Origin of the sequence: Cytobacillus dafuensis, assembly GCF_007995155.1 — a bacterium.
GTDB classification, from domain to species: Bacteria; Bacillota; Bacilli; order Bacillales; family Cytobacillaceae; genus Cytobacillus; species Cytobacillus dafuensis.
This window is the reverse complement of record NZ_CP042593.1, coordinates 3,712,116-3,735,326: the sequence shown is the minus strand read 5'-3', so window position 1 is coordinate 3,735,326 and position 23,211 is coordinate 3,712,116. Positions and strand designations below refer to the sequence as shown.

Here is a 23,211-nt window from a genome sequence, read left to right as displayed (position 1 = left end):
TAGAAGAAGGATATTTGTTCTATTAAATGGTATTTTATTAAGAGGGGGGTTTTAGTTCCTAAAATAAGAAAGTTTTCTCGAGTTAGAGGAATGTCTAGCTCCAGTGCCTACCCCCTAGCCGACTAAAGACGCCACGTCCTGTGGCAACGTCGGCACTAGTACGTCCTGTACGTCGGAGGTCACAAGCCAATCCTCCCAGAAAGGTAAAGAACACCTTTCCGAGAGGCTCGTTTTATGCTTGTCGAGGGTGAGCACTACGGAAAGCTCCATAGAGTAATCATCGCAGGAACAATCTGTACTTTGATTGTTCCGAAGGCGCTTGCGCTTTTCTTATTACAACTGGGTAAAAAGATAATAGCAGTCAAACGGAGGTTATTAAGGTGCAAATTATTATGTATTTAAGTATAGCAGTAATCGCAATTGCGTTTTTAATTCTTGTTATTTATTTATCAAAAACATTGAAATCTTTACAAATTACTTTAGAAAGTGTTTCTAAAACATTAAGTGGTTTAGAAGGTCAGCTAGATGGAGTTACGAGAGAAACAACAGCTTTACTCCAAAAAACGAATGTATTAGCAGAAGATATTCAACAAAAATCTGAAAATCTAAATAGTGTTGTTCATGCTGTTAAAGAAGTTGGAGAATCTGTAAGAGGATTTAATAATTCTATTAAAAGGATTACTAGCTCCGTTAATGATCAGCTAGAAGAAAATCAAGATAGAATATCGCAAGTCGTTCAATGGAGTCAAGTTCTCCTGGAGCTAAAGGATAAGTGGAAAATGAGAAAGCAGGCCCATGAAATTGTAGAAGACAAGAGTGTACCCCAAAAAGTAAGCAAGCAAGAGCCTCAGAAAAAATGGATTCGAAGTAGAAATTAAAAGGAGGAGATAGAACATGAACAGTCAAGAGCGTGGGCAGTATGAACAAAACCAATCGAAATCGGAAGAAAGTATTAACACAAAGGACTTTTTAATCGGTGCTTTAATCGGTGGAATGGTAGGAGCAGCTGCAGCGCTTTTCCTAGCCCCTAAATCTGGTAAGGAATTGAGAAGTAATATTAATGAACAAGCAATCGTTTTAAAGGGAAAGTCAGGTCAATTTCGAGATACAGCAAAGGCAAAAGGAACACAATTGGCTGTAGTGGCTAAAGAGAAATCAAATGTAATTGCACAAACAGTTTCTAAACAGTCAACCGATATCGTAAATAAAGTAAAAAGCATGACGCCAACAGTGAAGACAATTGGAAAAGTTGAAAATAGTGATACTGATAAAAGCGAACAAGCTAAAAGTGATGATATCCAGAAGAAGCTAGAAGAAACAAAAAAAGCATTTGATGAGACAGAATATAAATATAATCAATAAGTCATAATATTGTTTTCATAAAGGTGAAGTGATAAGATTACTTCACCTTTATTTTTTAGGAGGGAATAATATAATGAATAAATTCAACACGATTGAAGAGTTTGATCAGACTGTACAAAATGCAGAGCAAATCATGGTATTAAAGCATAGTTCAACATGTCCAATTAGTCAGGCAGCCTTTGAAGAATATGAAAGCTTTGCAAGCGAAAATAAAAACCTTCCCATCTATTATCTTATTGTTCAGGAAGACCGTCCTTTATCAAACCATATTGCAGAAAAGTCCAATATTAAGCATGAGTCTCCTCAAGCAATTCTATTCAACAATGGTAACGCCGTTTGGCATGCATCTCACTGGAAAATTACATATGATTCATTAAGAAAGGCTCTAAATGAATAAAAAAACATCCATTTTTGGATGTTTTTTAATTTAATGAAGTATTTGTTTTTGTAGGCCACACTATTTTTAACTCATCGCCTGGTTCAATTTTGCTATGGAATGAAGCGTCTTCTCCATTTATTAATAATACAAATTTACCATTAGATTCTGCAGGTATTTCAACATCTACATGTCCAAATACGTCTTGAAAAATGAATGGTTCTATTTTACCTTGCTCAATGAAAAGGTGATCCCCATCTCGGATGATGTCCTCCTCTAATAATACTACCCCATCTCTTTTCATGACTGAAATTTGTTTTTTTAGATTAATATTCTTGTTGTTAAAAGAAACTGGGATGTATTGTGATAACATCATTTGTTTCATATTTGCCAGTTCTCGTACTGAAATTGTTTGTTTATCTTCTATTATGATATGGTCACCATGTTCAAAACTATTATATGGTTTAACTTCTTTTCCGTTACGGAAAATTGTTCCTGAAAGTTGAGGGATAAAGTTTTCTTTTCCATTTATTTTAATCCTAAAGGGCCTAATTTTAGCGACTAGTTCATGTAAATTCAAAGAAATAAGCATTTCTTCAATCGTTTCTGAAATTTTGCATTCTATTACAGCTCGATCTTCTACATACTTGTCTGGATTTGCTGGTTCCCCATTACATGTTAAGGAGGCTGATATTGTATATGTCTCCTCATTTATTTTAATTTCTTTATTTGGTATTTCATCTACTAAATCTTTGATTTGCAGCTCAGCTTTTTTGCCATCTTCGCCTTTTTCAACAATGAGCTGGTCACCGTTTCCAATTTCATTATCTAATGAGTATGACGTTCCATTGCATAAGATTAGAGGAGCTTTTCCATGACCGCCAGGAATAGTAATATTTTGTCCGTTTACAGTTACGATCATGGCTAATCCAGGCTTACCGTATAGTTTATTCATTTTAATACCAGCTGCAAGAAGACAGTCACCAACAGTAAGTTTTTTTACTTCAAATAATCTCACTGGCTGTTCATTAACATATACTGTTTTATATTGAACAGGTGATTTATGAGCTGCGATGGCAATACCAATAGGTGTAACGAGGTCTGGCCCCTTAGTTATATGATCAGATAAGGTTAATGATTGAATGGCATCTATACCTCTAATTGCGACCCTATTGTTTGGCAAATTGAGTTTTTCTGCCACTCTTAATGGCAATTCTGGTGTCAGGCTGCCTCCACCTACGAGCATGACCGCCTTTGGAGGCTGATGATTGTTTAAACTCAGAATTTCATCACATATAGAAGTTGCTAATTTTTCTAATGCTGGAGAAATGCTATTAATAATTTCATCTTTCTTTACTTCCGTTTCAAATCCAAGAATATCCGTGACCATTATAGTGTCATGATTATGTAATTCTCTTTTTGCTTTTTCAGCAAGTGGAAAATCTAACAGCAGATGATCGCTAAGCGCCTCGGTTATTTCGTCTCCTGCTACTGGAACCATGCCGTATGCGATAATTGTTCCAAAATCTGTTATGGCAATATCTGAAGTACCAGCTCCTATATCAACTAAAGCGACATTTAATCTTCGCATAGTGGGTGGAATTAACACATTTATGGCTGCAATAGGCTCTAGAGTAAGTGCTTCCATCTCCAGTCCTGCTCGGTGAAGGGCAGATAAGAGTGATTCAACAACAACCTTTGGTAAAAAGGTGGCTATAATTTCAACAGATGCTTCCTCCCCTTGCTGGTCAATTAAACTACCAATCTCTTCACCATCTAAACGGTAATAAAGAACAGAATAACCTACGCAATAATAATAGTAAGTCTTTTCTGATTGATACTTTTCTGCTACACAAGCTTGTGCTTGCTGTACAGCACTTAACTCTAGATGAAGAATATCTTGTTTTTGGATTAATGGCTTCCCGTTAATATTGATGCTTACTTTTGCTCGCTCTGTTTTTAAAGCCCGCCCAGCTGCAGCAACACAAACCTTCTTCAAAGGCCCGTGTTTTTTCTCAAGTATTTCTTTTATTTCTAATATAATTTTTGAAACAGACAAAACATCATGAATTTGTCCATCAAGCATGGCTCGTTCTGTATGCTCTTTCAGAAGGAAGTCGACAACATGATATTGACCCTGATTTTCTTCTAATATAATTCCTATTACTGAACGCGTTCCGATATCTAAAGCAAAAAGCTTTTTTTGTTCGTGCAAGTGAATACACCTTCTTTTACAAGATACTGTACTTTATTACTTAAAAGCGTTTAATTAATAAAGAAAAAATCCGTGACATGCAGTTCATTTTCATATATAATAACTCTAATTATTAAAAATGTATCATATATTTAAGGGCCGATAAAGAAGAATGAGAGGAATCATGTGTATTGGGATAGGATAACTTATTCTTAATGGCTACCTCATTCGAATCGATCTTAATTATCTATTGAAGGGGAGGGATTGAATTGAGTAATGAACTTAATCAATTGCGAAATCGAGTAGATGAGTTAAATTTGCAGCTCCTTTCATTTATTAATGAGAGAGCTAAATTAGTTCAGGAAATTGGGAAGGCGAAGGAAACACAAGGGGTTCATCGTTACGATCCTGTCCGCGAACGACATATGCTGAATTTAATTAAAGAGCATAATGATGGGCCTTTTGAAAACTCTACAATTGAACATGTTTTTAAGGAGATTTTTAAGGCTGGATTGGAACTGCAAGAGGATGATCACCGTAAGGCTCTTTTAGTTTCTAGGAAGAAAAAGCCCGAAAATACGATTGTGGATATTAAAGGAGAAAAAGTTGGCGATGGAAATCCACATTTAGTATTTGGTCCTTGTGCGGTAGAATCTTATGAGCAAGTAGCTACCGTTGCTGATGCAATCAAAGGGAAGGGGCTTAAGCTTCTTCGTGGAGGTGCCTTTAAACCTAGAACATCCCCATATGATTTCCAAGGTTTAGGTATTGAAGGGCTGAAAATATTAAAAAGAATAGCAGATGAATTTGATTTAGCTGTTATTAGTGAAATTGTAAGTCCTGCTGATATCGAAACAGCTGTAAATTACATTGATGTTATCCAAATCGGTGCAAGAAACATGCAGAATTTTGAATTATTGAAAGCAGCAGGAGCAGTCAATAAGCCAGTATTACTGAAGCGTGGTATTTCTGCTACTATTGAGGAATTCATAAATGCTGCCGAGTATATTATGGCTCAGGGAAATGGGCAGATCATACTTTGCGAACGCGGAATACGTACGTATGAGCGTGCAACTCGCAATACTTTAGATATTTCTGCAGTGCCAATTTTAAAACAAGAAACGCATTTACCAGTATTAGTCGATGTCACACATTCAACTGGAAGACGAGATTTACTTCTTCCTGCAGCAAAAGCGGCATTAGCAATTGGAGCAGATGGTGTTATGGCTGAAGTTCATCCAGACCCAGCAGTGGCATTATCAGATAATGCCCAGCAAATGGATTTAAAACAGTTTGATGAGTTTATGAAGGAACTGCAATCGTCTGCGTTTGTTAAAGTATAATAGATGGAAAGCCTTCTGCATTCGACAGAAGGCTTCTTTTATTTGAAGTTAAGGAAGGATAACTTTTCTAAGTTTGAGAATTGTCTAGCTCCAGCGCCTACCCCCTCGAGGTCACAAGCCAATCCTCCCAGAAAGGTAAAGAACACCTTTCCGTGAGGCTCGTCTTGTGCTTGTCGGGGGTGAGCAAGGCGCTTGCGCTTTTCTTAGTGTCATTTTTGTAAAAAAATGAGTCTTGACATTGCGGCAATTCGTAGACTGTCGTATGATTAATTACATAATTATGCATGTGTAACCAATCACAAATGTCAACGTGATAAGGTTAAGAAACTTGTAGTAAACTAAAATAAAATGATTCGCCTAAGAGTATAAGGAGTGAAAAAAATGAATGTAACGATATACGATGTTGCTAGAGAGGCTAATGTATCAATGGCAACGGTTTCCCGAGTAGTGAATGGGAATCCAAATGTAAAGCCCGCAACTAGGAAAAAGGTAACGGAGGTGATTGAAAGACTTGGTTATCGTCCAAATGCAGTTGCGCGTGGTCTTGCGAGCAAGAAAACGACTACAGTTGGTGTAATCATACCAGATATTTCGAATATCTTCTTTGCAGAGCTGGCTAGAGGAATTGAAGATATTGCAACCATGTATAAATACAATATTATTCTTAGTAATTCGGATCAAAATTTAGATAAGGAACTACATCTATTAAATACAATGCTTGGAAAGCAAGTCGATGGAATTGTTTTTATGGGAGGGAATATCACTCCGGAGCTAGTTGAGGAATTTGAAAAATCTCCAGTTCCAATTGTTCTGGCAGGCTCAATTGAGGAATCTGAAACAATCCCATCAGTAAATATCAATTATGAGCAAGCAACATATGATGCTGTCACATCGTTTATTAAAAATGGCCATAATGAAGTAGCAATCGTTTTAGGGCCTTTGCATGAGCCGATTAATAGCGTGAAAAAACTTGAAGGCTATAAGCGAGCATTAGCAGATGAAGGAATATCTTATAATGAAGTGTTAGTAGCTGAAGGTGATTACACATATGATTCTGGAATTGAGGCATTCGAAAAGCTTCTTGAAGCAAATAAGAAACCAACTGCAATTTTTTCAGCATCCGATGAAATGGCATTAGGCATTGTTCATGGAGCAGAAGATAAAGGATTTAATATTCCAGAAGATTTCGAAGTGATCAGTTCCGATAATACAAGATTATCATTGATGGTTCGACCTCAGCTAACAACTATTGTACAGCCACTTTATGATATCGGGGCAGTTGCAATGAGACTTTTAACAAAGTATATGAACAAAGAAGAAGTAAGGGATCATATTGTCGTTCTCCCACACCGAATTGAACAACGAAGCTCAACAAAATAATGGAAATGCCGATATAAGAAGAAAAGCGGAAGCGGTTTGTTCTAAGGAACGTCGAATAAGAACCGCCACGTCCTGTGGCGAACATCGACGTCATCACATCCTGTGAAAGTCCGACAAGCATAAGACAGTCCGGCATGAATGTTGTTCTTTAACTTTCTTGACGGAATGACTTAAGACCTCGAGGGGCTAGGTGGTGTAGCTAGACAGAGAAAAGCGGAAGCGGCTTGCCCAGGGGCGACAAGCTTAAGACGAGCCGTCAGAAAGGTTGACCTTTAACCTTTTTGGCGGAACGGCTTAAGACCTCGAGGCCCTAGACGCTGTAGCTGGACAGAGAAAAGCGGAAGCGCACTTTTCATTATTTTTAAAGATCGGGAGAGGACCTTATGAAAAAAATGGATGCACTAACGCCAATCGGTTTGATTGTTGGCTTAGTTATGCTTGTTTTTGGGATTATAACAAATGGAGGAATAAGTGGCTTTTTTTCCTTTATTGATCCAGCTTCCATGTTAATTGTTTTAGGTGGAGTTATTGCAGGTTTGCTTGTAAGCTTTCCACCAAAAGATATGAAACATGTTTTTACTGTTATAAAGCAAGGATTTAGCCAAAATGAGCAAAATTTGGACCAATTAATTAAGACGCTTGTCACTCTTTCGGAGCGTGCGCGTCGTGAAGGGCTGCTTTCTTTGGAAGTTGAGATAGAAGAGGTTGAAGATCCTTTTATTCGTAAGGGAATTTTGCTTGCTGTAGATGGAATTGAGCCTGATATGATTAACGATATTATGAACGCGGAAATTACGGCTATGGAAGAGAGGCATCGAAAGGGTAGAAGTATTCTGGAAAAAGCCGGGGAATACGCGCCGTCATGGGGGATGATTGGTACATTAATTGGACTAGTTCTCATGCTAAGAAACTTAAATGATCCATCAAGTCTCGGTCCCAATATGGCAATTGCTCTATTAACCACTTTATATGGAACATTACTAGCGAATTTAGTATTTCTTCCAATAGCCTCAAAGCTAGCTTTAAAAACAGAGAAGGAAGTCTTTTTAAAGCAAATAATTATTGAAGGTGTGCTTGGTGTACAAGCAGGTCAAAACCCTAAGCTTCTTGAAGAAAAGCTGAGTGCTTTCTTATCTACAGAAGAGCGAAAAGCAGCAGCGTCATTGATGTATTCTGGGGAGGATTTAAAAAATGAAGCTTAGGAGAAGGGAATCTCAAGCTCCTAAAGGTGCTCCTGGCTGGATGGTTACATTCTCTGACTTAATTACATTAATATTAGTTTTCTTTATTTTGCTATTCTCAATGTCTCAGATTGATATGCTAAAATTTAAGGCAATAACAGAATCATTTCGTGAGCAATTTTTTGATTTCTATCCTTCAGTTGTGCCACTAGATAATCCAGCAGGAATAGAGGCGGATATGCCTGTGAATGACAAGAATGAAGGAAAAGCTAATGAAAATAGTGATCAAGATTCTACGGATGAGTCATTGGAAAATCTTTTAACAGAAGTTCAGAGCTTCTTAGATAAAAACGGTATGGATGATGTAATTATCGCCAATCGAACGGAACGTGGTGTTGTACTGGTCCTTCAGGAAAAGGTTTTATTTGCACCTGGGGAAGCCAATGTAATTGCTGATGCTCATCCATTTCTAGATAAGGTAGGCGAACTCTTAAAAAACCTGCCTAATTTAGTAAAGGTTGAAGGACATACAGATGACCGCCCTATGAATAGTTATCGATATCCTTCCAATTGGGAGTTATCTGCTGCACGGGCAAGCAGTGTTATCAACTATCTTATAGAAGAGCATCAATTGGATAGCAGCAGATTTATTGCTGTTGGCTATTCTGATACTAGACCAATAGTTCCGAACGATTCACCAGAAAATAGACAAAAAAATCGTCGCGTTGAAATTGTTATTTCAGATCCAAAATATAGTAAAGATGATCTCGTTTCAAATTAAAAGGACCTATAAGGTCCTTTTAATTTGTTTCCCTTTTGCTATGATTTCTAATAGGATAGAGAGCCTTTTCTAATGTTTGTTTGTTTTTTTCGGTTATTTCCATTTTTCTTGGAATAGGCTTGTACAAGTCATCGGGATCGTCCCACTGTATAGGAAGCGGAACAGGAGAACGATCTTTCCAGTTATTTAACCATTCTAACGGCAAAGATCCATAACAGTTAGAGTTTTCAGTCATTTCTAACCAAATGAACGCCCATGCTCGAGGAACGACCCGCCATATATCATATCCCCCTCCCCCTACTGCAATCCATTTTCCATCACAATATTGATGAGCAATCTCATGGGCAATCTTTGGGATTTCACGATAAATTTTCATAGTTGAAGAAAGATGTGTAAGGGGGTCTAAATAATGAGAATCGGCCCCGTTCTGTGTCAAAATGACATCGGGTTTGAAAAACTCAGCAATTTCCTTTAATGATGCTCTGTAAATATCAAGCCAAGAGTCATCTTCTGTAAACGCATCTACGGGAATATTAAATGAATAACCGTACCCCTTTCCTTGTCCACGTTCATTTACATTACCAGTTCCAGGGAATAAATATCGCCCAGTTTCATGGATTGAAAGTGTACAAACATTAGGATCATCATAAAATGACCATTGAACCCCATCTCCATGATGTGCGTCTGTATCTACATATAGGACTCTAGCATTATAATTTTCTTGTATATACTTAATTGCTACCGAGCTATCATTATAAATACAAAAGCCAGAAGCTTTTCCTCTGAAACCATGGTGAAGGCCGCCTCCAAGATGAAGAGCATGCTTAGCACGACCGCTCATGACATAGTCAACAGCAGATAGTGTTCCTCCAACTAATAATGAACTTGCCTCATGCATATTTTTGAATATGGGTGTATCTTCTGTACCAAGGCCGTAATTTTCCCCTACTTCAGTGGATAGCTGGCCGTTGCTGGCCAGCTTCACTGCATTTACATAGCTTGGGTCATGTATGAGTTGAAGCTCCTCATCGGTGGCAATACGGGGAGGAACAATTTGATGATCCTCAATTGCCTTTATTTGTTGAAGCAAATCAAGTGTAAGTTTAATTCTTATTTGATTAAAAGGATGATTCTCACTGAATTTATAGTTCAGCAAGTCTTCTGAAAAGATAAAAACAGAATTCTGTTTCATGAAGACTGCCCCGGATGATTAGGCCATAATACTTGATGACCGGCTTTCTTTAAATCTTCAATAATAGTTAAGGGGTTCATCATTTGAACTCTTAATACGATTATTTTGTATTTTTCATCACTTTTATCAGGATAAACTAGTACACTTTGAATATTTGCTTTACGGTTTCTGATTACTGTAGTGATCTCATACAGCATCCCGGATTTATTTGGAACTTTCACTTCAATTTGTGATCCTGGCTGGTGTGCACCTGTTAATTCAACTAACGTCCTTAAAAGATCTGTTTCAGTTACAATTCCCACCAGCTTTTCATCTTTTAGAATTGGAAGGCATCCAATTCGGTGCTCGTAAAGGATGGCTGAAATCTCTTCAACAAAATCAAGAGGGTGTCCCGTAATAATGTTTGTTTTCATAATCATTTTTAACGGGTTCTGTAATCCCTCTTTAAATTTATCAGTATCAAAAATGGATGGTGTTGCATCGCGAATATCTCTATCTGTTACAAGTCCTACTAGATGATGTTCATGATCGATTATAGGAAGATGGCGTATTTTTTTTTCACCCATTAACTTGATAGCATCTGCAATACAGTCATCCATTGACAATGCAGTTAAATCTGTTTTCATAATTTCTTCAACAATCACTTCATATCACCCTTATAAAATGATAAATAACAATCTAATACATAAATCGGTTCATGAAACGAAGGCGGTCAAATTTCTGTACGGAATCAAGATCTACCCTTTTACCGATCTTTGCCATCAAGCAATTTGCAGGATGAGAGCTGATTTCTGGATCATCTGTTGCATACCATTCCAAGCCGCCTGCGTTCATCATTTTCTCCATTACCTTCCGATATTCCCAGACATTTAAGCCAGTTCCTTTTAAATCCCAATGCCAATAATACTCAGTTGTAATAATAATATAATCTTCCATCGCATCATCCATCATAGAGACCATTATAAGGTTTTTACCAGTACCTGTACCTCTATACTCGGGGATAACTTCGATGGCGCCAAGCTCTATTAAATTCTCCATTTTCCCTTCTGACCATCTTTCAAGTGGATCAGGGTATACAAATGTGACGTAGCCGACAATTATGTCTCTATACCTAGCGATAATGATTCTACCTTCTGGAAGGCCAGCAATTTCGATCAGAGCTTTTTTCTGCTGCTCTGGGGGACGAAATGCGATTAAATCTTTATGAAACTCTAAATCTGCTAATTTTTGAGCAGAAATGGGTCCTTCAATAATTATATTTCCTCTAGGTGTTTTTATTTCTTTTGCATTATACGTTTTTCGATGTTCCATTTATTCACCGCCTAATGACATGTTCATTATGAATACTATTATACATAAAAATAATTGGTTTTAAGCGCTTTCACAATATTTTCTGTATTATTCGAAAACATTTTGTGACAGATTTGTCAGATGAACTTAGCGATTAAAGAGTTAAAGAGATCGAATGTCTGAAAAAATTATTATCTACTATCTTTAATGGCAGCTTCTTAAATTTTAGCTTTGTTAAAGCTCAGTGTTGATAATGCTATTTTTGTTGTTGATTCTCGCTGCAGGCGCGAGCTCCTCGAAAATGCTAACGCATTTTCTTCGTGCGGTGATTATCGGGGAAGATTATTCAACGTCCTGCGGGAGAAGCGAGTCAAAGGGAGACCCCGCAGTAGCGATAGCTACGAGGAGGCTTCTGGACCGCCCGCGATCGCTAAGTGCCTGCAGCGGAAATCAACAGGGAAGTTTAACATAGCCTAAATTTTAGTATAAAGAGGAAAATCCGGATTGAATATTTTAAAAATTGAGAAAAGATAAAACTTATACTATAATATTAGCAAACTATCACAGCAAAAGCACACTGATAATCTCAAAATGATTTGCTGAGGTTATTCAGTTGCTAAAGTTGTACATTATCAAAAGGGGGATATTGATATATGAAAGTCGAAGCGTTACCGGCAACAAGAGGGGATAATAATTTAAAAAACTATGATGAAATGTACAATCAATTCGATTGGGCAGAAGGTGAGAAAGCTTTTTCTTGGTATGATACAGGTCGCGTGAATATGGCTTATGAGGCGATTGACCGACATGCAGAATCATTTAGAAAGAATAAAATAGCTTTATATTTTCGTGAAGGTTTAAGAAAAGAAAAATATACTTTTAAGGAAATGAAGGAGCTATCCAACAAGGCTGGTAACATCCTTAAATCTTATGGAGATGTTGAAAAAGGAGATCGCGTATTTATCTTTATGCCGCGTTCTCCAGAGCTTTATTTTGCTGCATTAGGTGCAATTAAGCTTGGAGCGATTGTTGGACCTTTGTTTGAAGCGTTTATGGAAGGTGCTGTTAGAGATCGGTTAGAAGATAGCGAAGCAAAGGTTTTGATTACGACACCGGAATTATTAAATCGTGTTCCAGTGAATGAACTTCCTGCACTCAAAACTGTTTTTCTTGTTGGGGAAGGAATTGAGGAAGAAGGACCTTATATTGATTTTAATAAAAGATTGAGTGAGGCAAGCAACAAGCTTTCGATCGAATGGGTTGAACGAACAGATGGGTTAATTCTTCATTATACTTCTGGTTCTACAGGAAAGCCTAAAGGGGTATTACATGTCCATAACGCCATGATTCAGCACTATCATACAGCAAAATGGGTACTAGATATGCAGGAAGAAGATGTATATTGGTGCACGGCCGATCCTGGTTGGGTGACGGGAACCTCCTATGGAATATTTGGGCCATGGCTTACTGGTACATCAAATGTAGTTGTAGGAGGAAGATTTAACCCAGAATTCTGGTATAAAATAATTGAGGAATACGGAGTTACGATCTGGTATAGTGCCCCTACTGCATTTAGGATGCTTATGGGAGCTGGGGACGAGATTGTAAAGAAATTTGAACTTAGCACGCTTCGTCATATTGTCAGTGTTGGTGAACCATTAAATCCAGAGGTTATTAAGTGGGGAATGAAAGTATTCCAAAAACGGATTCATGACACATGGTGGATGACTGAAACAGGAGCACTATTGATCTGTAATTATCCTTGTTTGGAAATAAAACCTGGTTCCATGGGTAAGCCGATACCTGGAGTAATCGCTGCAATCGTAGATGATCAAGGTACTGAACTTCCACCATACCGTATGGGCAATCTCGCTATCAAAAAGGGCTGGCCTTCAATGATGCAAACCATTTGGAATAATAAAGAGAAATATGATTCGTATTTCATGCCTGGTGACTTGTATGTTTCGGGTGACTCAGCTTATATGGATGAGGAAGGTTATTTTTGGTTTCAAGGACGTGTTGATGATGTGATCATGACCTCTGGAGAACGGGTAGGGCCGTTTGAGGTAGAGAGTAAGCTATTAGAGCACCCAGCTGTGGCTGAAGCAGGTGTAATTGGAAAACCGGATCCAGTACGTGGAGAAATTATTAAAGCGTTTATTGCTTTACTTGAGGGGTATGAACCTTCTGAAGAGTTAACGGAGGATATTCGTCAATTCGTAAAGAAAGGTCTTGCAGCGCATGCAGCACCTCGTGAAATAGAATTCCGTGATAAGCTTCCAAAAACAAGAAGTGGTAAAATCATGCGTCGCGTTTTAAAGGCATGGGAATTAAACCTCCCTACAGGTGATCTTTCAACAATGGAAGACTAATTGAGCAAAATAGATCAAAAAGAGGGGCAGCTATAAGTCGAGTTCTCGACTTATAGCTGCCCCTTTATCATATATTAAATGCCTATATAACAGCATTTTTATTTTCAAAGGAGATGTCATTTTAGAACAGTTCCCTCTTTAATTACTTTAAAAGCGATTAATTTCTGTCCATAGGTGGCTGATTGTCACCATCTTCATTACCGTCGCCGGGGCTCGTTCCAGATCCTGGATTTGAACCATCCCCGTCATCAGGCGGGTCTTTGTCCTCTTTAGGTGGTTCAGAAGGTTGATCTTTATCAGGTGGTGGTTCAGTTTGCCCAAATTGAATGACATTGGATGGGGCAGATTCTTTACCTGCAATATCAACTGCTGTTACATAATATTCTCCAGTTGACACTTGATAAGATCGTTGATCACCAGCAGTAATGCTTCCAACCTTTTTGATGGTGCCGCCAGATTTTTGATAAATTCGGTAGCCAATTACATCATTTTCAGGATGTTGGTTCCATATGATTTTAGAATTAGAAAGACTGACGCTTGGTGCAGACGGATTTTTTCCATTTTCCTCTAATTTTGAATCGGCTACAAAGAGGCCAGCCCATTTCTCTCGTTTAGGTATTAACTGTGATACATCTTTTATTGGAATTCGATACTTCTCTTCAAAAAGCTTAGGACTGATAATGACTCCATTTTTGGTAAATTCCTCTGGTGTGCTTTCCAATGCTAAATATCGTTTATCTCCAATATACACAAATTTTCCGTCTGCAAAATTGTCATCAGACTGTGTAGGAACAAACTTGGCGTTATACAAATCTGTTTCAACAAGGCCAGCTTTTGAACATGCTTCAGATGGAAGAAGTCCAGAAGCAGCACAGTATGATCTGCGTACAATTCCACCAGGCATTTGGAATTGTTGATTTGATGTTACAAGTTCAGGAGCCGCATCATATGCAGCATTCATTAAATCTGCCCATAAATAAACATTTCTAGCTCCGTGATGAAGACCCTTATAACGAAGCTCTAATGGTTTCGGTGTATCGTATCCATTCCAGACACCAAAACTAACCTTTGGATTGACTGCGACAAACCATGAATCCTTTAAATCTTGGCCTGTACCTGTTTTTCCAGCCCAATCGGAATTAAATTTTAAACGGCCTTTTAGCGAGCTTGCTGTTCCATTACTAATAACATCTCTCATCATATCAATAGTTAGATAAGCAGTTTGAGGGCTGAAAACCTCAACTGGCTCTACTTCATGCTGATAGATGACTTTACCGTTTTTGTCTACTATTTTTTCAATCATGTAAGCATCTATAAATTTTCCGCCATTAGCAAATGTGCCATAAGCATTAACATTTTCTTCCACTGTTACACCGTTTGTAATGCCGCCGAGTGCTAATGAATTTGTTGTGTAGTCATTTTCAATAACAGTTGTAAAACCCATCTTCTCTAGATATTGTGCTGGTCGTTGATCAATAATTGTCCGATAGGTTAGCATGGCAGGCACATTATAGGACATTGCCAATGCATGGCGTGCAGAAACTAATCCACTATATGTTTTATCATAGTTTCTTGGATATGGTTCATTTGGACGATGAGGATCCAGATAGACCTCGACATCCGGTATTACTGTTCCTGGAGATACCTTTCCTAACTCTAGGGCTGGAGCGTAAACAACTAAAGGCTTCATTGTTGAACCGTTAGATCGTGTAGAAAATGTAGCATGATTTACCTGGTTTAACTCAAAATCTCTTCCACCGACAAAGGATAGAATTTTTCCAGTGCTGTTATCGATTAGAATTGCTCCAAGCTGTACCGGTTCAATAACCTCTTTCATTTCACCGGTTTCAGCGTCTTTAACCATTTCTACTTTATCGCTTCCATAGTAAGCAAAATTATCTTTTGCCGTTTGCATGGCATCATAAATACCCTTGTGGATGGTTGTATGGATTTGATAACCGTTTTGACGTATATTACGGTCTGCTAAAATCTCGTATTCATTTTGAAGCTCACTATTATTTTTTAAATCCTGCTCAGTGTATCCGTCATTTTTTGCTAATATTTCTGTCATGATTTCAACAGCGCGCTTCTCTATTTCCATGGTCAAGTATGGATACTTTTCAACTGTACTTTCGACGCGTGGAATAAAGTCCTTTGTGATATCATAGGCTAATGCCTCTTCGTATTGCTTTTGATCGATTTTTCCATTATCATACATTCTTTTTAAAACGGTTTTCATTCGCGTAAGGCCAGGTTCAAGCCCTTCAGGTGTTTTTAGTTCTCCAGCTTGTGTATAAGGCGTGTAGCCGAATGGACTTTGCGGAAGACCAGCGATGAAAGCGGATTGTGCAAGATTTAAGTCCTTTGCATTAACACCGAATATTCCTTTAGCAGCTGCTTGAACACCTGCAATATTTCTCCCAGATGAATTTCTGCCAAAGGTTGAAACATTTAAATAGGCTTCCAAAATTTCCTTCTTATCAAAAAACTTTTCTAAACGGAGAGCGAGTAATATTTCTTTAGCCTTTCGTTCGAAGGATACTTCGTTGGTTAATAATTGGTTTTTGATTAATTGCTGTGTAAGTGTGCTTCCTCCACTTTGGACAGAAGAATTTGTCACTTCTTGAAACACGGCACGCATTATCGCTTTAGGTACGACCCCATTATGCTCATAATAATATTCGTCCTCTGTTGCTACGACTGCGTCAATTAAATATTGAGAAACGTTATCGAGCTTGACTTCCTCACGTTCTAGGTCCGTTCGAAGCTTGCCGAGATAAACATTGTCTGCAAAATATATATCAGAGGTTTCTTCATAGTTATAAATATCTTTTTTCATTTTTTCATATGGACGTACCTTTTCGTCTTTTACCAGGGAGGCAAAATAACCTGCCCCAACTCCCCCGGCAAATGAGCCGACAAGAACGACAACCACAATAAAAAGCAAAATTAAGTTCCAAGCAACCTGAAAGGAGATACGCGCTCCTTTTGTTGCTTTTTTATTCGTTAATAGGCTGAACCACGACCTCAATTTATCTTTAAAATGTTGATTCTGTTCCATGTACATCATCCCCCTAAAATCACATACATTATAGCATAAACAGAGATATTAATATGGTTTGGTTCGCAATTTTTCTGAAATTTCCTTTTTTCGTAATGGAAAAATAACTTACTGGCTTTTCCTGCCTTTCATTGAAAAATATTTTAATAGGTATTTGACAATTTTTGCACTATATGATAAAAATGCTATAATATAAAAAAATTATAAGCATTGATGGGAATTAGTAATGCTTCAATCTCTGTTTCAGAAAGTCGGCGGTTGCTGTGAGCCGATACATATTGAAGGATGAATTACCTCCCTGAGCTTTCACTGTCAACCTGTGTTCCAGTTATAGCAGTGAACGGTTAAACCGTTAACATGTTGAGTGGAGGGCATTTATTTGTCCTCAATCTGGGTGGTATCGCGCAAAAATATGCGTCCCTGCAATTTAGCAGGGGCGCTTTTTATTTTTTTGCATTGTTAAAACTCAGTGTTGATAATGCTATTTAGTGTTGATTGGAGCAGAAGGCGCGAGCTCCTCGAAAATGCTAACGCATTTTCTTCGTGCGGTGATTATTCTAGGAAGCATTTTCAATGTCCTGCGGGAAATGCGTGTCCAGGGGAGACCCCGCAGGAGCGTTAGCGACGAGGAGGCTCCCCGACCGCCAGCGATCGCTAAGCGCCTGCAGCGGAAATCAACAACAGCGTTTAACAGAGCCATTTTTTTAAAGGAGGAAATTAGAAATGAATTTACTTGAAGAATTGCAATGGAGAGGAATTATTTATCAACAAACAGATGAGGAAGGCTTAAAGGATACATTAAATAAAGAGAAAATTTCTTTATACTGTGGAATGGACCCAACTGGTGATAGTATGCACATAGGGCATTTGCTTCCGTTTTTAACCTTAAGAAGATTTCAAAACCATGGACATCGTCCAATCGTTCTTGTTGGCGGGGCAACCGGATTAATCGGTGATCCAAAGGCAACTGAGGAAAGAACACTGCAAACAATTGAAACTGTGCAGCACAATGTAGAGTGCTTAACTGCTCAATTAAAAAGAATATTTTCATTTGATGGTGAAAATGGTGCTACGATGGTAAATAACTATGATTGGACAGCACCATTAAACATCATTACCTTTTTAAGGGATTTCGGAAAGCATATTGGGATAAATTATATGCTTGCGAAAGATACAATTGCTTCTCGTTTAGAAACAGGCATATCATTTACTGAGTTTACTTATACGATTTTACAAGGAATGGACTTCAAACATCTATATGAGAATCATCAATGTAAATTGCAAATTGGTGGCAGTGACCAATGGGGAAATATCACAACTGGTCTTGAGATGATTCGCAAAATGACAGGGGAAGGCGCTAAAGCATATGGCCTTACAATTCCACTTGTAACAAAAGCTGACGGAACAAAGTTCGGTAAAACAGAAAGCGGTGCTGTCTGGTTAGACCCGGAAAAAACGACTCCATATGAGTTCTACCAATTCTGGATTAATTCAGCTGATGCAGATGTTATTAAATACTTGAAATATTTCACGTTCTTATCCCGAGAAGAAATTGAAAAGCTGGAACAGTCTGTTCAAGAAGAACCACATCTTCGCAAGGCTCAGAAAGCGCTGGCAGAGGAAATGACCCGTCTTATTCATGGAGAAGAATCTCTAAATCAAGCGATTAAAATTACGGATGCTCTCTTCAGCGGAGAAGTGAGAAATCTATCAGCTGCAGAAATTAAACAAGGCTTTAAAGATGTGCCTTCATATGAGCATGCTTCCGGTGAAGAAATTGGTCTTGTTGACCTGCTAGTAGCTGCAAAAATTTCGCCATCTAAACGTCAAGCGCGTGAAGATGTCGCTAATGGAGCGGTTTCAATTAATGGTGAAAGAGTGACAGACACAGATTATATTCTTTCTGTAAAAGATCGTATCGAGGATGAATTTACTATTATTCGCCGTGGTAAGAAGAAATACTTTTTAATTAAATATTAAAATATTAAACGATATATACTGAAGAGGTTGTCCCATAAGGTGTCTGGCATCCGCAATAAACTATATCTAGAATCCCGATCGCTTATAGATATTAGATGTTGTTCGTGGTGCCTGACCCTTTGCTTTTGGGACAGCCTTTTATATGTTCAATGCTCTTCAATACTTATAATTATGGTAAAAAAGGCAAAAAAAAATCCAGTATCTATAAAACAGGATTTTTTTGCCTTTTTTTAGTGTAATTATTACCTAGTGTTTATAACACCCATACCATCCAATATTACTTTTGCATCTGTATTTAAATATTCAATAATATCTGTTCTTAGTAGCAATTTTGCTTTATCCTTGACGATAAATTTTAAAGATCTAATATCAAAATTAGATGCATAAGAGTTTATTGCAATCAGTATAGCCATATCTTGTCTTGAAATAGGCTGGTATCCTGATTCAAGTCTGTCAGTTAAAAATTTTAGTAATTCTCTTGCGTTGCTTCTTAGTGAGAGCCTATGTTTATTTAATATTTCCAGATTCTCTTCAATAAGTTTTCGAGCCGTGACAAAATCTAATTCATCCATGTATTTATTGATTTCAAAAATTAATTCATCTACCTTCAATTCAATTACACCTCTTTATTTATTTTTTTTCTGATAAATTTAAAATAGTTCTTCCAACATATATGTAAAAAAGCAATAATAATATTTTGAATTAACATTAAAAAAGACTATTCTGAATAGATTAGAATAGCAAAAAAATTTAATACTATAATCAAAAAATTGGTAACTTGTCTATCATTGTATAGGTATTTAGAATTGACGAAACCTTAGGATGCAGGTTTTTTATCCTAATTTTTTGAGTGTTTTGCCTTTCTTATTATGTATATATAGGACTTTATTCATATTATGAAGTTATAATATAGTATTTTTTTACTAATTTCAACATTTAATTGCAATATTCATCATAAATCTACAAAATTCTACATTTCAAACAATAATAGTTGGATGAACACTTATTTAAGGAATCGTAGCAGGAACTTTTTTGTTTTGCTCTTTTGTAAGATGCCTACAGCGCACAAAAAAAGCCCTAGAAACGTTGGTTAACAAGGTTTCTAGGGCTATAAAAGCGTTATTTACAATGCAATTTAATTAACGAGAGTAGAACTCAACGATTAGAGATTCGTTAATTTCAGCAGGAAGTTCAGAACGCTCTGGTAAGCGAGTGAAAGTTCCTTCTAATTTATCAGCATCAAAAGTTAAGAAGTCAGGAACGAAGTTGTTTACTTCGATAGCTTCCTTAACGATGTCAAGGTTACGAGACTTTTCACGAAGGCTGATTGTTTGGCCAGGTTGTACGCGGAATGATGGGATATCAACGCGAGAACCATTAACTAAGATATGACCATGGTTAACAATTTGGCGAGCTTGACGACGAGTACGAGCTAGGCCAAGGCGATAAACAACATTATCAAGACGAGATTCTAAAAGAATCATGAAGTTTTCACCATGTTTACCAGTTAATTTACCAGCTTTATCAAATAAGTTACGGAATTGACGCTCATTTACTCCATACATATGACGAAGTTTTTGCTTTTCTTGTAATTGTAATCCGTATTCAGATAATTTCTTGCGTTGGTTTGGACCATGTTGTCCAGGAGCGTAAGGACGCTTTTCTAATTCTTTACCTGTACCGCTTAGGGAAATTCCTAGACGGCGAGATAGTTTCCAGCTTGGACCAGTATAACGAGCCATTTAAGACTCCTCCTTTATGTTTTTATTTTGTAAAATAAAAACAGATGTGCTCAACTTTGATGAACATTTTGTTTTCATGTACCTTCGCCCTAGCAGCTAAGGGTTACACAGTACCCCGTCATCAGTAATGTCTGATTGAGGAACAAAATGAAATCATTAAAGAGTTCACATAGGCTGCAATATTTTACACAAAGAATATTATATAGTTTTTGAATATGAATAGTCAAGGGGGATTTTACTGTGTATTGAAAGAAACCTTGTATTTTTTTACTATCTCATCTATATAGATATGATATAATAAGAAGAAAGATAATTTGAAATAAGAGTGATCTTAGTGAATGAAACGTCTAAAGAGAGGTTTATCCGATTTGTGTTAATCGGTTTTTTTATGCTTGTGACGATATTTGCTTTTATATATCGATATGATACGCAATTAACACAAAAAGAAGAGCAACAACAACCTCTAGCAATTGTATTGAAGCCAAGTGTACAAGCGACAGATGATCCGATTGTCGCATTATATGAAAATAAAAATAACGAGCATATTTTAGCTATTTATCAAATTGATAGAAGTGACCGCTTTAAATTTCGCACCCTTCATGCAAAAAAATTAAAAAGTGCGCCAACTCAATTATCACCTGATCGGAAGGAAATTGGAATTTGGGCACTTATAGATGGAAAATGGGTGTATTTTAATTCAAGTTTGAAAGAAGAAAAAAGGCATGTGCAAAATAGAAGCCTCTATAGTCCTTATGAAACACAGTATGAATTCGATAAAAGCAAATCATTAATAAAGATAAACGACAACCAATCAATATCATTAGATGCAGGAACTTCCCCTTCAGTTGGTGTACACTCACTATCGGAGGATGGGTTATTATGGTTAGTTCTAACTAATGTAAGTGTGAAAATTGCGACAATTGAAACGGAATAGACTTATAGATGTGGGAAAGTTTGAATTTTTTCCAACGTATAGATCCATAAACAGTATTCATAATAGGTGATGATAAAGATGGTACACTCAGAGCATGAAATGATAATACAATTAAAAAGTCATTTTTTGGATATTATTGACACAGAAAATGGTTTTTTGGTATATGAAGATTTATTACTTAATATGCTCAAATCCATCAAATCATTGATAAATGCTGAGGAAGCAACTCTGTATAGTTTTAATAATTGTAAACAGCAATTATTGATAGAAGCTTCAACAAAATTAATTGATGATCAACATAAGATATCGAATAGCTCCATCTTAGAAATTACAGAAATGGTAAAAGAAAAAAGGATTGAGCAGCGAGTTTTTTCTGGATTTGAGGGAGATGGTTTATTACTCATTCTTAAAAAGAATGACCATTTGCTAGGGGTTATTGCTCTAAAGGGTGATTGTAAAGCATTTGCTCAATTTTCGGATCAAATTCTGGAAGCGATTAGTTTAGAGTCTGCGAAATTTCTAGATAAAGCACAATTTTTGACTAAGACAGCTTCAGAAGAAAAAAGGTATAAACAGCTGTTTCGTGTTACGGAGAAATTTCATTCTACGATGAACATGGATGATGTCTTAGGGGAAATCATCTATACACTTCAGGAAGTTTACCCAACATTTACATATTATTTACTTCTTTCTCATGATAATAACAAGCTTAGCGATTTGCCAATTAAAGATTTAGAATATGACAGTGAAAACATTGCAGCCATGCAAGCATATGTTACAGGCAACATCCAATTAGAGGATTCTATTCAAAACAAAAGATCGGTTATGTATGCACCATTGAAAGGAAAACAGGGAGTATATGGCGTTTTGCAAGTCATTGCACCAAATACACTTGTATTTCCTAAAAATGAAGTAGAATTTATTGCTCTATTAGCGAATACAGCAGGAAGCGCTCTAGAAAATGCTAAGCTTTATCAGCAATCAAAGCGATTAGTTACGGATCTTAAATTAATTAATGAAACCTCACATCGTTTAAATTCAAATATGAGATTGACAGAAACAATTGCATACATGACAGAACAAATTTCAAGCTCCTTTGATGCTGAAGAAATCGGTTTTATCCTGCTTTCTAAAAATGGTTTACAAAGAGAAATATTAAAAGGAAGTACAGATTTCTATTATAAAAGGGATGCTGAAATTTATCTTGAAATTGTGCAAGATAAAATTGAAAAAGAGAAGGAAGCATTATTTATAGGCGATTATAATCTACCTGATAATCTGTCTGTTAAACATTATAAATCTATAATGGCAGTTCCTATGATCCAGGAGGGTGTGCTAAAGGGATTTGCACTCGTTATGAGTAAAGCACCATACCATTTTTCTTTTGAAACATTTAAGCTATTGCAATCGCTTATCCATCATTCAACTCTTGCATTCACAAATACAATGCTGCGAGAGGAACTAGAAAAAATGGTTGTCACTGATCATTTAACGAAATTGTTCTCCAGAAGTTATCTAGATGAGAAGATTCATAAATCATTGAATGAAGATCAAGAAGGAACCTTTATCATGATTGATATTGATAATTTCAAAATGATTAATGATACCTTTGGCCATCAAATCGGGGACGATGTCATTATACAAGTGGCAAATTTAATTAACGCAAATATTAGGGGCTCTGACATTGGTGCAAGATGGGGTGGTGAAGAGCTAGCTATTTATTTACCAGGAGTGTCATTAACTTCAGGTGTGTTAATAGCTGAAAGGCTAGTAACTAAAGTCTTCGAAAGTTCTGAACCGCAAGTGACCATATCGTGTGGTGTCTCCCATTGGTCCAAAGGGCGTAAAGATTCTTATGCTGCATTATTTAAACGGGCCGATAAAGCATTGTATGTCGCGAAGCAAACTGGTAAAAACAAGGTTATCGTACAAGAGAATGACATTGTATTAGAAAAGGCTTAGCTGTAGTTTATTACTTCGGCGGGCCTTTTTGGCTTTGTTCATGAAGTTGTTAAAAATGCGA

Annotated in this window: 18 protein-coding genes and 1 other annotated feature; of the genes, 11 read left to right on the top strand and 7 right to left on the bottom strand. The window is 37.0% G+C overall.

Annotation, left to right across the window (positions count from 1 at the left end):
* Positions 1-392 precede the first annotated feature (392 nt).
* The 3 genes from FSZ17_RS17805 (at position 393) to ytxJ (ending at position 1,759) form a co-directional block, all read left to right on the top strand.
* Positions 393-878, top strand: coding sequence for a DUF948 domain-containing protein (locus tag FSZ17_RS17805; protein WP_407643455.1), 486 nt, complete (start codon positions 393-395; stop codon positions 876-878).
* Positions 879-894: 16 nt separating this feature from the next.
* The gene (locus tag FSZ17_RS17800) at positions 895-1,362 is read left to right on the top strand and encodes a YtxH domain-containing protein (RefSeq protein ID WP_057772111.1); all 468 of its coding nucleotides are present in this window, start codon (positions 895-897) and stop codon (positions 1,360-1,362) included.
* A gap of 73 nt (positions 1,363-1,435) precedes the next feature.
* The gene (ytxJ, locus tag FSZ17_RS17795; RefSeq protein WP_057772109.1) at positions 1,436-1,759 is read left to right on the top strand and encodes a bacillithiol system redox-active protein YtxJ; all 324 of its coding nucleotides are present in this window, start codon (positions 1,436-1,438) and stop codon (positions 1,757-1,759) included.
* A gap of 25 nt (positions 1,760-1,784) precedes the next feature.
* Here ytxJ and FSZ17_RS17790 read toward each other — a convergent pair whose 3' ends face one another.
* Positions 1,785-3,953 carry a cell division protein FtsA gene (locus FSZ17_RS17790; protein WP_057772106.1) on the bottom strand — a complete coding sequence of 723 codons (2,169 nt, stop codon included), beginning with the start codon at positions 3,951-3,953 and terminating at the stop codon, positions 1,785-1,787.
* A 248-nt stretch (positions 3,954-4,201) separates the two neighbouring features.
* Here FSZ17_RS17790 and FSZ17_RS17785 point away from each other — a divergent pair, with 248 nt between their 5' ends.
* The 4 genes from FSZ17_RS17785 (at position 4,202) to motS (ending at position 8,617) form a co-directional block, all read left to right on the top strand.
* Complete coding sequence (locus FSZ17_RS17785; RefSeq protein ID WP_057772105.1) at positions 4,202-5,275, top strand: bifunctional 3-deoxy-7-phosphoheptulonate synthase/chorismate mutase; 1,074 nt, start codon at positions 4,202-4,204, stop codon at positions 5,273-5,275.
* Positions 5,276-5,656: 381 nt separating this feature from the next.
* Complete coding sequence (gene ccpA, locus FSZ17_RS17780; RefSeq protein WP_057772103.1) at positions 5,657-6,655, top strand: catabolite control protein A; 999 nt, start codon at positions 5,657-5,659, stop codon at positions 6,653-6,655.
* A gap of 383 nt (positions 6,656-7,038) precedes the next feature.
* A complete protein-coding gene (gene motP / locus FSZ17_RS17775; RefSeq protein ID WP_057772101.1) occupies positions 7,039-7,857 on the top strand; it encodes a flagellar motor protein MotP in 819 nt (272 codons plus the stop codon).
* Positions 7,847-8,617 carry a flagellar motor protein MotS gene (gene motS / locus FSZ17_RS17770; RefSeq protein ID WP_057772098.1) on the top strand — a complete coding sequence of 257 codons (771 nt, stop codon included), beginning with the start codon at positions 7,847-7,849 and terminating at the stop codon, positions 8,615-8,617. The genes motP and motS overlap by 11 nt, the downstream gene beginning before the upstream one ends.
* A 19-nt stretch (positions 8,618-8,636) precedes the next feature.
* On the opposite strand, the gene FSZ17_RS17765 is transcribed toward motS, so the two are convergent.
* From FSZ17_RS17765 to FSZ17_RS17755, 3 genes are read right to left on the bottom strand one after another with little or no spacing between them, the layout of a single operon-like run.
* Positions 8,637-9,809, bottom strand: a complete 1,173-nt coding sequence (locus tag FSZ17_RS17765) for an acetoin utilization protein AcuC (protein ID WP_057772097.1) — start codon at positions 9,807-9,809, stop codon at positions 8,637-8,639.
* Complete coding sequence (locus FSZ17_RS17760; RefSeq protein ID WP_057772095.1) at positions 9,806-10,453, bottom strand: acetoin utilization AcuB family protein; 648 nt, start codon at positions 10,451-10,453, stop codon at positions 9,806-9,808. The genes FSZ17_RS17765 and FSZ17_RS17760 overlap by 4 nt, the downstream gene beginning before the upstream one ends.
* Before the next feature lie 34 nt (positions 10,454-10,487).
* Positions 10,488-11,120: a GNAT family N-acetyltransferase gene (locus FSZ17_RS17755; protein ID WP_057772093.1), complete on the bottom strand. Its 633-nt coding sequence runs from the start codon at positions 11,118-11,120 to the stop codon at positions 10,488-10,490.
* A 632-nt stretch (positions 11,121-11,752) separates the two neighbouring features.
* Here FSZ17_RS17755 and acsA point away from each other — a divergent pair.
* A complete protein-coding gene (gene acsA, locus FSZ17_RS17745; RefSeq protein WP_057772090.1) occupies positions 11,753-13,471 on the top strand; it encodes an acetate--CoA ligase in 1,719 nt (572 codons plus the stop codon).
* A 157-nt stretch (positions 13,472-13,628) separates the two neighbouring features.
* Here acsA and FSZ17_RS17740 read toward each other — a convergent pair whose 3' ends face one another.
* Positions 13,629-16,532: a transglycosylase domain-containing protein gene (locus tag FSZ17_RS17740; protein WP_057772087.1), complete on the bottom strand. Its 2,904-nt coding sequence runs from the start codon at positions 16,530-16,532 to the stop codon at positions 13,629-13,631.
* A 201-nt stretch (positions 16,533-16,733) separates the two neighbouring features.
* Positions 16,734-16,957: a binding site (T-box leader), on the top strand.
* 298 nt (positions 16,958-17,255) lie between these two features.
* Between FSZ17_RS17740 and tyrS the strand changes: the two genes are divergently transcribed.
* Complete coding sequence (gene tyrS / locus FSZ17_RS17735; RefSeq protein WP_057772083.1) at positions 17,256-18,512, top strand: tyrosine--tRNA ligase; 1,257 nt, start codon at positions 17,256-17,258, stop codon at positions 18,510-18,512.
* A gap of 242 nt (positions 18,513-18,754) precedes the next feature.
* Here the strand turns inward: tyrS and FSZ17_RS17730 are convergent, their stop codons facing one another.
* Entirely contained in the window at positions 18,755-19,123 is a 369-nt protein-coding gene (locus tag FSZ17_RS17730) for a hypothetical protein (protein WP_057772081.1), read from the bottom strand.
* A gap of 528 nt (positions 19,124-19,651) precedes the next feature.
* The gene (gene rpsD / locus FSZ17_RS17725) at positions 19,652-20,254 is read right to left on the bottom strand and encodes a 30S ribosomal protein S4 (protein ID WP_057772079.1); all 603 of its coding nucleotides are present in this window, start codon (positions 20,252-20,254) and stop codon (positions 19,652-19,654) included.
* Positions 20,255-20,588: 334 nt separating this feature from the next.
* Between rpsD and FSZ17_RS17720 the strand changes: the two genes are divergently transcribed.
* On the top strand, positions 20,589-21,188 hold the full coding sequence (locus tag FSZ17_RS17720; protein ID WP_057772078.1) for a hypothetical protein: 600 nt from the start codon (positions 20,589-20,591) through the stop codon (positions 21,186-21,188).
* Between the two features lie 78 nt (positions 21,189-21,266).
* Entirely contained in the window at positions 21,267-23,150 is a 1,884-nt protein-coding gene (locus tag FSZ17_RS17715) for a sensor domain-containing diguanylate cyclase (protein ID WP_057772077.1), read from the top strand.
* Positions 23,151-23,211 lie beyond the last annotated feature (61 nt).

What these genes read in the sequence shown, in the direction of transcription:
- ytxJ (WP_057772109.1), top strand. Translation starts at nt 1,436, where the DNA reads ATGAATAAATTCAACACGATTGAAGAGTTTGATCAGACTGTACAAAAT.
- FSZ17_RS17740 (WP_057772087.1), bottom strand. Translation starts at nt 16,532, where the DNA reads ATGGAACAGAATCAACATTTTAAAGATAAATTGAGGTCGTGGTTCAGC.
- motS (WP_057772098.1), top strand. Translation starts at nt 7,847, where the DNA reads ATGAAGCTTAGGAGAAGGGAATCTCAAGCTCCTAAAGGTGCTCCTGGC.
- FSZ17_RS17800 (WP_057772111.1), top strand. Translation starts at nt 895, where the DNA reads ATGAACAGTCAAGAGCGTGGGCAGTATGAACAAAACCAATCGAAATCG.
- FSZ17_RS17755 (WP_057772093.1), bottom strand. Translation starts at nt 11,120, where the DNA reads ATGGAACATCGAAAAACGTATAATGCAAAAGAAATAAAAACACCTAGA.
- FSZ17_RS17765 (WP_057772097.1), bottom strand. Translation starts at nt 9,809, where the DNA reads ATGAAACAGAATTCTGTTTTTATCTTTTCAGAAGACTTGCTGAACTAT.
- ccpA (WP_057772103.1), top strand. Translation starts at nt 5,657, where the DNA reads ATGAATGTAACGATATACGATGTTGCTAGAGAGGCTAATGTATCAATG.
- motP (WP_057772101.1), top strand. Translation starts at nt 7,039, where the DNA reads ATGAAAAAAATGGATGCACTAACGCCAATCGGTTTGATTGTTGGCTTA.
- FSZ17_RS17715 (WP_057772077.1), top strand. Translation starts at nt 21,267, where the DNA reads ATGGTACACTCAGAGCATGAAATGATAATACAATTAAAAAGTCATTTT.
- rpsD (WP_057772079.1), bottom strand. Translation starts at nt 20,254, where the DNA reads ATGGCTCGTTATACTGGTCCAAGCTGGAAACTATCTCGCCGTCTAGGA.
- tyrS (WP_057772083.1), top strand. Translation starts at nt 17,256, where the DNA reads ATGAATTTACTTGAAGAATTGCAATGGAGAGGAATTATTTATCAACAA.
- FSZ17_RS17805 (WP_407643455.1), top strand. Translation starts at nt 393, where the DNA reads ATGTATTTAAGTATAGCAGTAATCGCAATTGCGTTTTTAATTCTTGTT.
- acsA (WP_057772090.1), top strand. Translation starts at nt 11,753, where the DNA reads ATGAAAGTCGAAGCGTTACCGGCAACAAGAGGGGATAATAATTTAAAA.